The organism is Mycobacterium sp. D16Q13 (genome assembly GCF_002013375.1).
Taxonomy (GTDB): domain Bacteria; phylum Actinomycetota; class Actinomycetes; order Mycobacteriales; family Mycobacteriaceae; genus Mycobacterium.
The window spans coordinates 14624-29772 of the sequence record NZ_MAEW01000012.1 but is presented as its reverse complement, the minus strand read 5'-3'; the positions used below and the strand labels follow the sequence as shown (position 1 = coordinate 29772).

Annotated in this window: 18 protein-coding genes; 13 read left to right on the top strand and 5 right to left on the bottom strand. The window is 65.4% G+C overall.

All coding sequences use genetic code 11. The features are described from left to right. The first annotated feature begins 17 nt into the window (after positions 1–17). From B4400_RS14760 to B4400_RS14725, 8 genes are all read left to right on the top strand, one after another. Positions 18–431 (top strand): RrF2 family transcriptional regulator, encoded by a 414-nt coding sequence (locus B4400_RS14760; protein WP_078311042.1) that lies wholly within the window; start codon positions 18–20, stop codon positions 429–431. A gap of 4 nt (positions 432–435) precedes the next feature. Beyond that, positions 436–1626 (top strand): globin domain-containing protein, encoded by a 1191-nt coding sequence (locus tag B4400_RS14755; RefSeq protein ID WP_078311041.1) that lies wholly within the window; start codon positions 436–438, stop codon positions 1624–1626. Then, a complete protein-coding gene (locus tag B4400_RS14750) occupies positions 1623–2054 on the top strand; it encodes a hypothetical protein (protein ID WP_078311040.1) in 432 nt (143 codons plus the stop codon). Before B4400_RS14755 ends, B4400_RS14750 begins: the two co-directional genes overlap by 4 nt. 97 nt (positions 2055–2151) lie before the next feature. Then, positions 2152–2448, top strand: coding sequence for a YlxR family protein (locus B4400_RS14745; protein ID WP_078311152.1), 297 nt, complete (start codon positions 2152–2154; stop codon positions 2446–2448). An 88-nt stretch (positions 2449–2536) separates the two neighbouring features. Then, complete coding sequence (gene infB / locus B4400_RS14740; RefSeq protein WP_078311039.1) at positions 2537–5347, top strand: translation initiation factor IF-2; 2811 nt, start codon at positions 2537–2539, stop codon at positions 5345–5347. A 1-nt stretch (position 5348) separates the two neighbouring features. Further along, complete coding sequence (gene rbfA / locus B4400_RS14735) at positions 5349–5831, top strand: 30S ribosome-binding factor RbfA (protein WP_078311038.1); 483 nt, start codon at positions 5349–5351, stop codon at positions 5829–5831. Continuing rightward, a complete protein-coding gene (locus tag B4400_RS14730; RefSeq protein ID WP_078311037.1) occupies positions 5812–6807 on the top strand; it encodes a DHH family phosphoesterase in 996 nt (331 codons plus the stop codon). The genes rbfA and B4400_RS14730 overlap by 20 nt, the downstream gene beginning before the upstream one ends. A 19-nt stretch (positions 6808–6826) precedes the next feature. Continuing rightward, a complete protein-coding gene (locus tag B4400_RS14725; RefSeq protein ID WP_078311151.1) occupies positions 6827–8134 on the top strand; it encodes an MATE family efflux transporter in 1308 nt (435 codons plus the stop codon). Here B4400_RS14725 and B4400_RS14720 read toward each other — a convergent pair whose 3' ends face one another. Continuing rightward, positions 8135–8497, bottom strand: coding sequence for a hypothetical protein (locus tag B4400_RS14720; RefSeq protein WP_078311036.1), 363 nt, complete (start codon positions 8495–8497; stop codon positions 8135–8137). It abuts the gene before it with no gap. Positions 8498–8617: 120 nt separating this feature from the next. Here B4400_RS14720 and B4400_RS14715 point away from each other — a divergent pair, with 120 nt between their 5' ends. Further along, on the top strand, positions 8618–8839 hold the full coding sequence (locus tag B4400_RS14715) for a membrane protein (RefSeq protein ID WP_030093939.1): 222 nt from the start codon (positions 8618–8620) through the stop codon (positions 8837–8839). An 80-nt stretch (positions 8840–8919) separates the two neighbouring features. After that, positions 8920–9525 carry a GNAT family N-acetyltransferase gene (locus tag B4400_RS14710; RefSeq protein WP_078311150.1) on the top strand — a complete coding sequence of 202 codons (606 nt, stop codon included), beginning with the start codon at positions 8920–8922 and terminating at the stop codon, positions 9523–9525. Here B4400_RS14710 and B4400_RS14705 read toward each other — a convergent pair. From B4400_RS14705 to B4400_RS14695, 3 genes are read right to left on the bottom strand one after another with little or no spacing between them, the layout of a single operon-like run. Further along, a complete protein-coding gene (locus tag B4400_RS14705; protein ID WP_078311035.1) occupies positions 9522–10280 on the bottom strand; it encodes an enoyl-CoA hydratase in 759 nt (252 codons plus the stop codon). The two genes, B4400_RS14710 and B4400_RS14705, sit on opposite strands and share 4 nt — an antisense overlap. After that, entirely contained in the window at positions 10277–11389 is a 1113-nt protein-coding gene (locus tag B4400_RS14700; protein WP_078311034.1) for an acyl-CoA dehydrogenase family protein, read from the bottom strand. Before B4400_RS14700 ends, B4400_RS14705 begins: the two co-directional genes overlap by 4 nt. Then, positions 11386–12615 (bottom strand): acyl-CoA dehydrogenase family protein, encoded by a 1230-nt coding sequence (locus B4400_RS14695; RefSeq protein WP_078311033.1) that lies wholly within the window; start codon positions 12613–12615, stop codon positions 11386–11388. The genes B4400_RS14700 and B4400_RS14695 overlap by 4 nt, the downstream gene beginning before the upstream one ends. Positions 12616–12696: 81 nt before the next feature. Here B4400_RS14695 and B4400_RS14690 point away from each other — a divergent pair, with 81 nt between their 5' ends. Then, entirely contained in the window at positions 12697–12966 is a 270-nt protein-coding gene (locus B4400_RS14690; protein ID WP_078311032.1) for a DUF2277 domain-containing protein, read from the top strand. Between the two features lie 12 nt (positions 12967–12978). Here the strand turns inward: B4400_RS14690 and B4400_RS14685 are convergent, their stop codons facing one another. Further along, a complete protein-coding gene (locus B4400_RS14685) occupies positions 12979–13551 on the bottom strand; it encodes a DUF3558 domain-containing protein (RefSeq protein ID WP_502688406.1) in 573 nt (190 codons plus the stop codon). 152 nt (positions 13552–13703) lie between these two features. Between B4400_RS14685 and B4400_RS14680 the strand changes: the two genes are divergently transcribed. Beyond that, positions 13704–14180 carry a carboxymuconolactone decarboxylase family protein gene (locus tag B4400_RS14680; protein ID WP_078311030.1) on the top strand — a complete coding sequence of 159 codons (477 nt, stop codon included), beginning with the start codon at positions 13704–13706 and terminating at the stop codon, positions 14178–14180. Positions 14181–14193: 13 nt separating this feature from the next. Beyond that, complete coding sequence (pptH, locus tag B4400_RS14675) at positions 14194–15147, top strand: ACP phosphodiesterase PptH (RefSeq protein WP_078311029.1); 954 nt, start codon at positions 14194–14196, stop codon at positions 15145–15147. The last annotated feature ends 2 nt before the right edge of the window (positions 15148–15149 follow it).

Here is a 15149-nt window from a genome sequence, read left to right as displayed (position 1 = left end):
TCTCATATACAAGTTATGTGCAACTAACGCGATTCACCGACCTGGGTCTGCGCATTGTCATGCGGTTGGCCGCCGAGGGGCCGGGCGCTCAGCTGCACACCGGTGAACTTGCCGCCCAACTTTGCGTGCCCTATACGCATGCCACGAAAGTCGTTGCCCGGCTTTCGGAGATGGGCGCGATTGAGTGCACCCGCGGGCGCCACGGGGGAGTGTGCATCACACAACGCGGACTCGACCGTCGGGTGGGATCGCTGGCCAGGAAATTGGAGCGCGGCGGCGAGGTCATCGACTGCGAGGGCGCCGTACCCTGCCCCCTTCGGCGCACCTGTCGCCTGCGCGACGCCCTTCGCTCGGCGCAAGAGGCATTCTTCGCCGAACTCGATCAGTGGACGGTGGCCGAAATCGCCCGTCCAACAATGGAAAGGAAGTAGTCACGTGCTATCCGCAGAGTCGCTGGCAGTCATCCGTCAAACCCTCCCCGCTGTGGCGGGGGCGATCGACGAGATCACACCGTTGTTCTACTCCAAGCTGTTCGCGGCGCACCCCGAACTGCTTCGCGATCTGTTCAACCGCGGCAACCAGGCGGCGGGGGAGCAGCCGAAGGCACTCGCCGCATCTATCGCCTCCTTCGCCGGGCTTGTACTGGAAGGCAATGGTGCCCAATATGATTCGGTGCTCGACAGGATTGCCCACAAACACGCCTCGTTGGGAATTGTCGCCGAGCAGTATCCGATCGTCTACGAGCATCTCTTCGCCGCGATCGCGGAGGTGCTGGGGGCGGCGGTAACCGAAGAGGTTGCGCGGGCCTGGAGCGAGTTCTACTGGCTCATGGCCGATGAATTGATCGCGCGGGAGAAGGCGCTGTACGGCGCCGCGGGGGTTGCGCCGGGCGATGTGTGGCGGCAGGTCACGGTGGTACGCCGCCAACTGGAATCGGCGGATGTGGCGGGGTTCGAGTTGCGCGCCGTATCTGGTGAGTTGCCGAGTTTCCTTCCCGGACAGTACGTATCGATACAAATCACGTTGCCGGACGGGGCCAGGCAGATCCGTCAATACAGCCTGTCGCGTGGTGCCCAGGAGGGTAACTGGCGTATTGCCGTCAAGCGGATCAGTGGTGGCGGTACGCCCGCGGGTGAGGTGTCGAACTTCATCTACGACAATGTCTTCGAGGGACAACAGTTGCGAGTCTCGTTACCTATGGGCGAGTTCACACTCGACGATTCGATGGATCCGTTGGTTCTGGTATCTGCAGGCATCGGCTGCACGCCGATCATGGGGATGCTGCAAGAGCTCGTAGCCACGCAGTCGCCGCGAGAGGTACTGGTCCTGCACGCCGATCAGTCGGCCGCCGCACACGCCTACCGGCATGAGTTGGCAGATCTCGTGGGCCGGCTGCCCGCTGGCCGGCTGCACACCTGGTACGAACGGGCACATGTGGAGCTTCCCGCGCACGGCGTCGGTCGCATGAGCCTGGACCGGCTGCCGCTCAACCGGCTATCGACCGTGTTCGTCTGCGGTCCCCGCCCATTCATGTCCGCCGTTAATGAAGACCTGGTGTCTCTCGGGATCCCGCAGGAGCAGATCAATCACGAGCTGTTCGGGCCGTTGGCTTCGGCTATGGCATGACGCGCGTAGATGTAGGTGCGGCAGCGCTGGCCGCATTCTGGTTGGGTTTGGTGGTGGCGATCTCGTTCATCGAGACACCGCTGAAGTTCCGGGCGCCGGGTGTGACGATCCATGTGGGACTCGCGATAGGTCGCCTGGTGTTCCGTGCGCTCAACGCGGTGGAGTGCGTCGTGGCTTCCGCTCTGGTGGTGCTGACGGTGGCGGGCAATCTCTGCGGCGGTGCGATCGCGGCGGTGATCGTGGCATGCGTGTGTCTGGCAGTCCAGCTGGCGGCGGTGCGGCCAGCCATGATGAGACGAACCAACGCGATCCGCGACGGAGTGGAGTACGCCGGACGCAGTCGTACGCACCTGGCGTATGTCGCGCTCGAGAGCATCAAGACACTGGCTTTGGTCGGTGCGGTGGCGCTCGTCGCAGCGGGGGTTTGATAACCGGAATACAGCCTTGTCATTCGAGGCTGTGGGCCGATTCATAAATAAGGTGTCGCGGACGGTAGACTAAGCCGTGATCCAGCGCGAGACTTCGGTGTTCGCACATGCCCAAACCGGTAAACCGGTACGGACATGTGTGGGATGCCGGGGGCGAGAGTTGGCTGCAGATCTGCTTCGTGTGGTTGCTACGGATGATCGACATATTGTTGTTGATACCCGTCGCAGACTGCCCGGCCGAGGTGCGTGGTTGCATCGGTCGGCGCAGTGTTACCACGTGGCGGTAAAGCGGCGAGCGTTCGCGCGAGCGCTCCGGATCAGCGGAAACCCGGATACCTCCGCGGTCTTCGAACTTGTTGAGCAATACCAAGAGATTGGCAACGACAAACAATGAGCACACCGTGAAGCGTCGATGATGATCGTCCATCACAGCTAACACGAGGCACGGCGCCTGAAGCCGCTGCCTCGCAGACAGGAGAGCAGTGGCAGGCAAGGCCCGGGTACACGAGTTAGCTAAAGAACTCGGTGTGACCAGTAAAGAAGTTCTCGCCCGATTGAGTGATCAGGGCGAATTCGTTAAGTCCGCATCGTCGACGGTGGAAGCCCCCGTCGCGCGGCGTCTTCGTGAGGCCTTCGGTGGTGGCGATAAGCCCGCTGCCGCCGGGTCCAATGGCGCGTCCGCCGAGACTGCGTCCGCTCCGAAGAAGGCCGGCCCCAAGCCCGGCGCCCCCAAGCCGGCACCGAAGAAGGTTGCTGAGCCGGTTGTCGAGGCCCCCCCGGCGCCGGAGCCTCCGGCTGCGCCCGCACCTGTACCCGCCGCACCAGCGGCACCGGCCGCTCCCACGCCGAGCGCCGCGGCGCCGCCCGTGGCAGATGCACCCGCTGCGGCACCGGCACCCGCGCCTGCACCCCGTCCGGCTGCGGCACCGGCACCCGCGCCTGCACCCCGTCCGGGTGCGACGCCGGGTCCCAAGCCTGGCGCTCCCCGTGTGCCGCGCGTCGGCAACAACCCGTTCTCCTCGGCGCAGCCGGTCGAACGTCCTGTTGCGCCGCGTCCGCAGGCGCCGCGTCCCGGAGCTCCTCGTCCCGGCGGAGCCTCCCCGAGTAACATGCCCCCGCGCCCGTCACCCGGATCCATGGGCCCGCGCCCGCCGCGTCCCGGTGGTGGCCGTCCCGGTGGCCCCGGTGGTGGCCGTCCCGGTGGTCCCGGTGGCGGCCGCCCGGGTGGTCCCGGTGGCGGCGGCGGTAACTACCGCGGCGGCGGTGCGGGTAGCGGTGCTCCCGCTGGTGGTCCTCCCGGCGCGGCTGGCGCTGGTGGCTTCCGCGGTCGTCCCGGCGGTGGCGGCGGTGGTGGTCGTCCCGGTCAGCGCGGTGGTGCGGCCGGTGCCTTCGGCCGTCCCGGTGGTGCGCCGAAGCGTGGTCGCAAGTCGAAGCGGGCGAAACGCGCCGAGTACGAGAACATGCAGGCGCCCGTTGTCGGTGGTGTGCGGTTGCCGCACGGCAACGGTGAGGTCATCCGTCTCGCGCGTGGTGCTTCGCTGAGCGATTTCGCGGAGAAGATCGACGCCAACCCGGCTTCGCTGGTACAGGCGCTGTTCAACCTCGGCGAGATGGTGACTGCCACGCAGTCGGTGGGCGACGAGACCCTGGAGCTGCTGGGCGGCGAGATGAACTATGTCGTCCAGGTCGTGAGCCCCGAAGACGAGGACCGCGAGCTGCTGCAGTCCTTCGACCTCACCTACGGCGAGGATGAGGGCGGTGAAGAGGATCTGGAGATCCGACCGCCGGTTGTCACCGTCATGGGTCACGTCGACCACGGCAAGACGCGACTGCTGGACACCATCCGGCAGGCCAACGTCCGCGAGGGCGAAGCCGGTGGCATCACGCAGCACATCGGTGCCTACCAGGTCTTGACTCAGCTGGACGGCAACGAGCGGCTCGTCACCTTCATCGACACCCCGGGTCACGAGGCGTTCACCGCCATGCGTGCGCGCGGTGCGAAGGCCACCGATATCGCGATCCTGGTGGTCGCCGCCGATGACGGCGTCATGCCGCAGACGGTGGAAGCCATTAACCACGCCCAGGCGGCCGATGTGCCGATCGTGGTCGCGGTCAACAAGATCGACAAGGAAGGTGCCGACCCGGGCAAGATCCGGGCGCAGCTCACCGAGTACAACCTGGTCGCCGAGGACTTCGGTGGCGACACCATGTTCGTCGACATCTCGGCCAAGCAGGGCACCAATATCGACGCCCTGCTCGAGGCAGTCCTGCTGACCGCGGACGCGGCACTGGACCTGCGGGCCAACCCCGATATGGAGGCCCAGGGTGTGGCGATCGAGGCGCATCTGGACCGCGGTCGCGGCCCGGTGGCCACGGTGCTCATCCAGCGCGGCACGCTGCGTGTCGGCGACTCGATCGTCGCCGGAGATGCGTACGGCCGTGTGCGTCGCATGGTCGACGAGCACGGCGAGGATGTCGAGGAGGCGCTGCCTTCGCGGCCTGTCCAGGTCATCGGTTTCACCTCGGTGCCCGGTGCGGGTGACAACCTGCTCGTTGTCGACGAAGACCGAATCGCCCGGCAGATCGCCGACCGTCGCAGCGCGCGCAAGCGCAACGCGCTGGCCGCCCGTAGCCGCAAGCGGATCAGCCTGGACGATCTGGATGCCGCGCTGAAGGAAACCAGCCAGCTGAACCTGATCCTCAAGGGCGACAACGCCGGTACGGTCGAAGCCCTGGAAGAGGCGCTGCTCGGTATCGCGATCGACGACGAGGTGCAGCTGCGGGTCATTGACCGCGGTGTCGGTGGTGTCACCGAAACCAACGTCAACCTGGCCTCGGCCTCGGACGCCATCATCATCGGTTTCAATGTGCGGGCCGAGGGCAAGGCGACCGAGCTGGCCAACCGCGAGGGCGTCGACATTCGCTACTACTCGGTGATCTACCAGGCCATCGACGAGATCGAGAGTGCGCTCAAGGGCATGCTCAAGCCGGTCTACGAAGAGGTCGAGCTGGGTCGCGCCGAGATCCGGGCACTGTTCCGGTCGTCCAAGGTCGGCAACATCGCCGGTTGCCTGGTCACCTCGGGCATCATCCGGCGCAATGCCAAGGCCCGACTGCTGCGCGACAACATCGTGGTCGCCGAGACCGTCACCATCTCGTCGCTCAAGCGGGAGAAGGATGACGTCACGGAGGTCCGCGATGGTTACGAGTGCGGTCTGACGCTGACCTACAACGACATCAAGGAAGGCGACGTCATCGAGGCGTACGAACTCCGCGAGAAGGAACGGGTCTAAGGTGGCCGATCCGGCTCGCGCGCGGCGACTGGCGAAGCGGATCGGGGCCATCGTCGCCTCGGCGATCGAGTACGAGATCAAAGACCCGAGGCTGACGATGGTCACGGTCACCGATACTCGGGTGACCAACGATCTGCACGATGCGACCGTGTACTACACCGTGATGGGGCAGACTCTGTCCGACGAGCCGGATTACCCCGGCGCGGCGGCCGCGCTAGAAAAGGCAAAGGGTGTGCTCCGAACGAAGGTGGGTGCCGGGACAGGGGTGAGGTTCACGCCCACCCTGACCTTCGTGCTCGATACCATCGCCGACACCGCGCGGCATATGGAGGAACTGCTCGACCGGACGCGCGCGGCCGATGCCGCGCTCGCCGAGGTCCGGCAGGGAGCCGTGCACGCCGGCGACGCCGACCCCTATAAGGCGTCCCCGGCTGAGGATGAGGAGCCCGCACCCGACGAGGACGATGAGCGCCGTCCCGATTGAGGCGGGTGCCGTGGGGGCACGCGTAGACGTAGAGGGCGCCGTGGCTCTCCTGGCCAAGGCCAGGAGGGTGGTGATCATCTGCCACGTGCATCCCGACGCCGACACGGTGGGCAGCGGGCTGGCACTCGGACAAGTGTTGGTGGCCAAGGGCGTTGACGTCCAGGTGAGTTTCGGGGCGCCGGCGGCGCCTCCGGAGTCGGTGGGAACCCTGCCGGGTGCGGAGCTGTTGGTCGCGCCCCACGAACTGCGCAGAGATCCGGATCTGGTGGTCACGGTCGACAGCCCGAGCGTGCGGCGGCTTGGTCAACTGGGCGAGCTGGTTGAGGGCCAGGCACCGGTGCTGGTCATTGATCACCATGTGTCCAATGAGCTCTTTGGTACGGCGAATTACGTTGATATCGAAGCTGATTCGACGACGATGATGGTGGCTCGGTTGCTCGACGCCTGGGGGGTGAGCATCACCCCCGAGATGGCGCACTGTCTGTACGCCGGTTTGGTCACCGACAGTGGGTCTTTCCGCTGGGCCACCGCGCAGGGTCACCGGCTGGCAGCTCGGCTGCTGGACTTGGGGGCCGATGGGGTGAACATCACCCGTACTTTCATGGATTCACACCCGTTCGTCTGGCTGCCGATTTTGTCGCGCGTGCTGGGCACCGCGCAGCTGATTCCCGACGCGGTCGGGGGCGCCGGTTTGGTGTATGCCGTTGTCACCCATGATGTGTGGTCCTGCGCGCGCACCGAGGAAGTCGAGTCGATCGTCGACATCGTCCGCACCACCACCGAGGCGGAGGTCGCGGTGGTGTTCAAGGAGATCGAGCCGGAGCATTGGTCGATATCGATGCGTGCCCGTTCCGCGGTGGACCTGTCCGCGGTAGCGGGCACCTTTGGTGGCGGTGGACATCGGCTGGCCGCCGGGTTCTCGGCGACCGGCCCGGTCGACGAGGTGGTGGCGGCGCTGGTTCGCGCCCTTGACTGACGCCACCGGCACGGCCGGAATGTCTGGACTGGCCCGCCGAATCACTGCTTTGGCGGTGCCCGCATTGGGTGTGTTGGCAGCCGAACCGCTGTACTTGCTTTTCGATATCGCCATGGTGGGTCGTCTGGGCGCGGTGCCGTTGGCGGGATTGGCCGTCGGCGGACTGGTGCTTTCGCTCGTCGGAACGCAGTTGACCTTCTTGTCGTACGGCACCACCGCCCGTGCGGCACGACTGTTCGGCTCCGGTGATCGTCCGGGCGCGGTCCACGAGGGTGTGCAGGCGACCTGGTTGGCGCTCCTTATCGGCACTGCCGTGGTCCTCATCGTGAACATGGTGGCTGGACCGGTGGTCCGGGCCATCGCCGCGGCACCCGATGTGGCCGCTCAGGGCCTGACGTGGGTGCGTATCGCCATCTTCGCGGCGCCCGCAATCCTGGTCTCGCTCGCCGGCAACGGGTGGATGCGGGGAGTGCAAAACACGGTCAGGCCGTTGCGGTATGTGATTGTCGGCTTTGCGGTTTCGGCAGTACTGTGCCCGGTGCTGATCTACGGATTACTCGGGGCGCCCCGGATGGGTGTGGCGGGGTCTGCGGTTGCCAATCTGGTGGGGCAGTGGCTGGCCGCGATCCTTTTCCTGCACGCCCTGCACGCCGAGCGTGTTCGGCTCCGGATGGACCCTCCGGTGCTCCGCGCACAGCTGGTGCTGGCGCGCGACCTGCTGATACGCAGTCTGGCCTTCCAGGCCTGCTTCATCAGTGCCGCGGCGGTGGCGGCACGGTTTGGGGCGGCGGCGCTGGCAGCGCATCAGGTGGTCCTGCAGATGTGGAGTTTTCTTGCGCTGGTTCTTGATTCACTTGCCATCGCGGCGCAGACCCTCGTCGGTGCCGCGTTGGGGGCGGGCCGGGTACGGGAGGCCAAGTCAGTGGCGTGGAGAGTGACGGCGTTCTCGCTGGGCTTCGCGGTAGTACTGGCGTCCCTTCTTGCCTTCGGTGCTCCGGTATTGCCAGGTTTGTTCACTTCCGATGCCACGGTGTTGCGTCAGATGCACGTGCCGTGGTGGTTCCTGGTGTGCCAGTTGCCGATTTCGGGTCTTGTGTTCGCGCTGGACGGGGTGCTGCTGGGTGCGGCCGACGCGCGGTTCATGCGCAACGCCACCATGATCAGCGCGCTGTGCGGGTTCTTGCCGCTGGTGTGGTTGGCGCTGGCCTTTGGGTGGGGGCTCGCCGGAGTCTGGTTCGGGCTCACCCTTTTCCTGGTGTTGCGGCTGCTGTTGGTCGGATGGCGCACGGCGTCGGGCCGCTGGGCCGTGCCGGGAACCGGCTCGTGATCAGTGCACCGGAGGGTACTGCGGATACTGCGGCGGTGGGTATCCGGCAGGAGGCGGTGGGTATCCCGCCGGCGGGTAGCCCTGGTATGTCGGGGGCTGCGCTGCCAGACGCCGAATCTGTCTGATCTGCCCCATATTTCCGAAGATCGCAACCCAGTTCATGACGAGGATGGACAGGAAGCTCCACCACCCGGCGGCCAGATTGTGGGTCTGCGCGTCACGGTAGGCAGCCTCGCATTGCTCGAGTGTCCCGGTGATCGTGTACGACCGGGTGCTGAACATGATCAGCATCCCGGTGTGCTTGGTCAGCCGTACCTGAAAGTACCTGGGCGCGGCGGCAGGATAGTGCTGTGGGTACGACATCTTTCTCCCCCTGATCGTCTAGCTCTCCCCATGATATCGAGAGTTTGCCAGCGCCCGGCTATGTGATCCAGGTCACTTGCGGAGTATTCTGGGAAACGCTGGATGAGGAGGTGTTTCGAAATGAACCTTGATCGATTTGCCGTGTGGACCGGCTACTTCCTTGGACTGGTGTCGGTCACGATCACCGCGTTGGGACTGGCGGCGTTGGCCTCCGGACATCACGGCTGGGGAATGGTGGCGGCCATCGCGCTACTGGTTACCGCGGGGCTGGGATTTGCGGTGGTAGGCGGCACGGTGCATCACGACCACAAAGTCCATAAGGAGACGCCGCATCTGATGTAGCGGTTGCCGGCCATCTCGGTGACGTTCGTAGAATGTGGGCTGACCACGTGCAGTATCGATCGAACGGAGCCGCCGGGCTGATGAACACCCCCGCCGGTTTTCGCATCGTTCGTGAGCTCACGGATGTAGCGGCCGAGGTCGTCGAGGCCGGGCCGCCGCCGTTGCCTTCCTTCGCGGGCACGCGTTATGGGCTGCGCCCGGTGGATCCCGAGGGTTCGGATCCTGAGCTGCTCAGTGAATGGTTCTCCCGGCCACATCTGCTGGAAACCTGGGATCAGCCGTGGTCGGCCGAGAAGTGGCGAGAGGACTCCTCGTACCGGTTGGCCGGCCACTATTCACTGCCGTGCATTCTCTCGGTGGACGGTGCCGAGGCGGCCTACGTGGAGATGTACCGCGCCGCGCGCGACGAGATCACCCGGATCTACGACGCCCATCCCCACGACACGGGTTTTCACATTGCGACCGCATCCACCGAACACCTGGGGCGCGGCGTCATCTCCGAGTGGATCAGGCTGCTGCCGTCCGCGGTGTTCGCCGCTGATCCCGCATGCCGCCGGATGATGGCCGAACCGTCGGCCGACAACCCGCCGATCCTCCGGGTGCTCGGCCGCCTCGGCTGGACGGCGATGGGGGAGTTCGATATTCGGCCGGACCGCCGGATTGCGCTGTATCGCTTCGACCGTTAGGAGTTTTGGCTGCGACCGCGCGCCATGATGGCCGCGCGACGCTCCTCCACGCCCTCGGCGATGGAGTTCTGCTCGATCCACCGATGCGCATCATCGAGGGCCACCTGCAGACCGTTGCCGACAAGCTCGGACTCGATGCGGCGGTAGGAGGCCAGAAGCTCGCGCACGGCGGGCTGGTTGTTTCCGGCGATTGTCGCGGCGAGCCGCTTGGCCGCCGGCAGCAGTTCCTCATGGGCAACCACCTCGGTGACCAGACCTGCGCGTAACGCATCTTCGGCCGACAGGTAGTCGCCGGTGAGGCTCATGCGCCGTGCCAGCCCGCGTCCCACCGAGAGCGGCAGCAGGGTGGTCAGCCCCCAGGTGGGCAGGATGCCAACACGTGCGTGGGTATCGGCGAAACGTGCCTTCTCCGAGGCGATCAAGATGTCACAGGCCAGCGCCAGCTCCAGACCGCCGGTGACGGCGGCTCCGTTGATGGCACCGATGACGGGCTTGGACAGCTCGGGCCACCACGGGTCCAGGGTGTCGGCACGATCACCGCTGCCCAGCTCCTTGAGGTCGACACCCGCGCAGAACACCGGGTCGGCGGCGGTCAGGATCATCACGTCAACATCGGCGTCGGCGTCGGCCGCGGTGACGGCCTTGACGATCTCCTCGCCGAGGGCCTTGCTCAGCGCATTACGGGCCTGTGGCCGGTTCAGCGTGATGGTGCAGATCCGGTCTTCGGTCTGCGTCAAGAGAATCTGTTCGGTCATGCGTCGATAACCTCCTTGGCGATACGTTCGGCGTGGACGGCACGGCCTCCGAAGAGTGCCGAATTACTAACGGCCCGTTTGTAGTACAGGTGGGCCGGGTGTTCCCAGGTGAATCCGATGCCGCCATGGCTCTGGATGGCCTTGGAGGTTACCTCTACCGCGCCCGCGGATGCCACCTGCTGGGCGATGCTGGTGGCCAGCGCGGGATCATCAAGGCTCGGGTCGTCATGCGACCAGGCCGCGTGATAGGCGGCGCCACGCACGTTCCCGGCCGCGGCGGCCATATCGGCGAGGCGGTGTTTGACGGCTTGGAACGACCCGATGATCCGCCCGAACTGAATTCGGGACTTGGCGTATTCGGTTGTGACATCCAGCATGTGGGCGGCGATACCGGCTTGTTCGGCCGCGAGCACGGTGGCGGCTACGTCGAGTGCCTTGGTCACGGCGTCCGCGCCCTGGCCCTGCTCGCCGATTAGGCGCGCGGGAGTGGAGTCAAAGTGGATGTTGGCCTGGCGTCGGGTTAGGTCGAGGGTGGCCAGAGCGTGCCGGTCGACGCCGGTTGCGTTCCCGTCCACCGCGAAAAGGGTTGGACCCGAGTCGGTATCAGCGAGCACCAGGATCGCGTCGGCGGTGGCGCCGTCCGGAACGTGCTCGGCGTCTCCGGTGAGCTTCCATCCGTCGGCATCGGATTCCGCGGACACGGTGATGGCGTCGGCCAACCGGGTGCGGCCACCGGCCAGCGTGATCGTCTTGTCGCCGGAGGCCAGCGCGGGTACCCATTCGGCAAGGGCGTCACTGTCGCCGCTGGCTGCCAGCGCGGTAGCGCCCAGCGCCGCGCTCGATATCCACGGTAGACACGCCAGCGTGCGTCCCAGTTCCTCTGCCACGATGGATAATTCGATAACGCCCAGGCCGCCCCCGCCGTGTTCTTCGGGCAGGCTCAGCCCCACCACACCAAGCTCGGCGCCCAGAGCGCGCCAGGCATCCAGGTCGACGGCGCCCGCATCGGCGATTTGGCGCACGTGCTCGGGTGTCCAGACACGTTGGCACCAACTCCGCATGAGCGAGCGCAGGTCGCCGTGCTCCTCGGTGAACTCGAATTCACTCATCCGCGGGGCACGTCCTTCCAAGCTTTGTCGGTATCTACCCGGATATCGCCGGGTAGTCCGAGAACGCGTTCTCCGATGATGTTGCGCATCACGTCGGAGGTGCCGCCCTCGATGGTGTTGGCTTTGGACCGCAGGAACGCCCACATGGTGTCGGCACGGCGGTCATCCTCGACGACGCGCCGCATGTCGTAGGAGGCGTACAGAGTTGCCTCAATGCCTAGCAGTTCGACGCAGAAGTCGTAGATCTGCTGGTTGAGCTCGGCGCCCATCAGCTTGCCGATCGAGCCCTCCGGCCCCATCGGTGCATCGCCCTGGGCGGCGATCCGCATCTGGGTGCCGTAGCGGTTTCCCTCCGAGCGCACGAACAGGTTCGTCAGCTTGGCCCGCAGCTCGGGGGTATGCAGGTCGGGTCGCTGCTTCCAGAGACTCAGCGCATGGCCAATCGATCCGCCGCCACGACCATGGTCGAACGCCCCACCCAGCGCACTGCGTTCGTTCATCAACGTGGTCATCGAGACTCGCCAGCCGTCGCCCTCATTGCCCAGGCGGTATGCGTCCGGGATGCGGACATCGGTGAGGTACACCTCGTTGAATTCGGCGTCACCGGTCATCTGACGCAGCGGACGGACTTCGACGCCGGGATCGGTCATATCGACCACGAAGTAGGTCAGGCCGCGGTGCTTGGGCACCTCGGGATTGCTGCGCGCCACCAGAAGCGCCCAGCGCGCCTGATGGGCACCCGAGGTCCACACCTTCTGGCCGTTGATGATCCAGTCGTCGCCGTCACGCACCGCTCGGGTGGCTAGGCCCGCGAGATCGGATCCGGCGCCGGGCTCACTGAACAGCTGGCACCAGAGTTCCTCACCCGTGAACAGCGGACGCAGAATCCGCTGGGTCAGTTCGGGCTGTCCGTGTGCGAGCACTGTGGGAGCCGCCATGCCGTACCCGATCACGTTGATAAACAACGGATCCGGCATGCCGGCTGCGCGCAGGATGGTGTCGGAGACAGCCTGCAGCGCGGGTGGTGCGTTGAGGCCGCCCAAGCCGACTGGGAAGTGGACCCAGGCCAGGCCCGCGTCGTAGACGGCGCCGAGCAGCTCGGTGACCGGGGTGGAGGAAGGGGGGTGTGTGGCGAGAACCTCCTGCGCGGCGGCGGCGACCCGGTCGCGTTGCGATGAACGAGTGCTGGATCCCGCGCTAGACGGCTGCGATGACGTCACTGGCATGACTTACGTATACACGCGCACGCAAACTAACCAGTGGGTGGGGCATGGCGTCTTCCGGATTGTCTTCCTACTGTCGTAGGTATGTGCAGGAACATCACCGAACTACGCGGGCTGGAACCCGCCGCGACCGACCAGGAGATCGAGGCGGCGGCGCGGCAGTACATCCGCAAGATCAGCGGGATTCAGAAGACCTCCGATGCCAACCGGGAAGCGTTTGAGCACGCGGTGGCGGAGGTGACGGCCACGACAATGCGTCTGTTGGCGTCGTTGCCGGCACGTCGGCAGCCACCCAGGACGGTGCCTCCGCTGCGGCGTCCCGAGGTGCAGGCTCGCATCGCGGCACGTGGCTAGACCGGCACGGTCTCAGAACTTGTAGGCGGGCGCGAGAATGTTTGCGACCCGGCGGTTTTCCACGAGACAGCCGGGGCCATCGGGGGAGTACTTCTGGGATGCGTAGTACAGCGACTGCTGGACCACGCCGTAACTCGTCTTGAAGGTGATCATGCAGGACACCCACCACTGGTTGTTCCAGTCCGTCGGTTTCATGATGTTGTACTCGGCCGCACGGTGACCCTGGATGGTCGTCTCCACGCCGTCGGCCGGCAGCGAGTCTTCATAGGTGCGCCACACGATCGCCTCGACGGCCAACTGGTAGTTGTTGCGGGAGTCGTACCGGCAGCGCAGGCCCTCTTCAGGTGCGGGTGGGGTCTGGTCGAGGCCCGCAGCGGCGATGACCGAACCGGGAATGTCGTAGCAGGGATCGAAAGGGCGAGGATCTGTGACGGGGACGACCGGCCACTTGATCGTGGTGGTGGCTCCGGTGCCCGCGGGTCCGGTCATGGGCGCTGTGGAGAAACGCAGCTGAACCGGTGCGCTGGTCGAGTGATCGGCCGGGGCGGTGCGCCAGACAACAAGACCGCTCAGTGTCAGCGCCATCAGCACTATGGCCAGTCCAGCCCTTCGGGCCATGCGAATCCACCTCAATCTGATCAGCCGCGGTGCGCCGAAGTCTAGCCGCGTGCCTCGCTGTCTCATACGGAACACCGAAAACACTAGAACACGTTCTAGTCCCGGAGTATCGTGACGCCATGGCACGAATTGGGAACTACGCGGACGACGATGTGGCCGGCTGGCTGATGGGTGCACCCGAGATGGCGCCCGGGTTTGCCGGATTTTCGGACGCGGTATACAACCGCAGCAGGCTTCCGATCGGGGTGCGCGAGCTCGCACGTATGACCGTGGCCTTCGCGAATGAATGCTCCGTCTGCCAGAACACCCGCTTCGTTCAGAGCGGGGAGCTGGACGGCGACTTCTATGCGGACGCCGAGCAGTGGCGTACCTCGCCGCGGTACAGCGAGGCCGAACGAACCGCCGCCGAGTTCGCGCACCGTTTCGCGACGGATCACGTCGGGCTGCGTGAGGACGACGAATTCTGGGAGCGGGCGCGCGAGCATTTCGACGATGGGCTGTTGACCGACCTGGCACTGTCCTGCGCGTTCTGGGTGGGAAGCGGGCGTGCGCTCCGGGTTCTCGACGTGGGACAGAGTTGCAAGATAAACCTGTAGGTACATTGGCCGGATGACGCAGGAACGGGAGCCCAGGCTCTGGGCGATCAGCGACCTGCATGTTGGGCAGTCGGCCAACAAGTCCGTTCTCGAAGAACTTCATCCGGCCTCGCCCGAGGATTGGTTGATCGTCGCCGGTGACGTCGCCGAGCGCACTGATGACATCCGGGCGGCGCTGGATCTGTTGCGGCGCAGGTTCGCCAAGGTGATCTGGGTGCCGGGGAATCATGAGTTATGGACGACGGCGCGCGATCCCATGCAGATTTTCGGGCAGTCCCGCTACGACTATCTGGTCAACATGTGCGACGAGATGGGCATCGTCACGCCCGAGCATCCGTATCCGGTGTGGATAGAACAAGGTGGTCCCGCGACCATCGTGCCGATGTTCGTGTTGTACGACTACACATTTCTGCCGGAGGGGGCCAACACCAAGGCGGAGGGTCTGAAGATCGCCCGCGACCGCAACGTCGTGGCAACCGATGAGTTCCTGCTTTCCAGTGAACCTTTCGCGACACGTGATGCCTGGTGCCGGGATCGGTTGCGGTATACGAAGAAGCGGCTGGACGATCTGGACTGGATGACGCCGACGGTCCTGGTGAACCATTTCCCGCTGGTGCGGGAACCTTGCGATGCGTTGTTCTATCCCGAATTCTCGCTCTGGTGCGGGACCACCGAAACCGCGGACTGGCACACCCGCTACAACGCGGTGTGCTCGGTGTATGGCCACCTGCACATTCCGCGGACCACCTGGTATGACGAAGTGCGCTTCGAGGAGGTCTCGGTTGGCTATCCGCGGGAATGGGCGCAGCGCAAACCGTATTCATGGCTTCGGCAGATCCTTCCCGTCCCGCACTATCCGGCCGGCTATCTCAACGAGTTCGGAGGTCATTTCGAGATCACCGAGCAGATGAGGGTGGCGGCCAAGCGATTCCGTGAACGGCTTGCCAAGGAGCGTGCCAGTGAGTGACC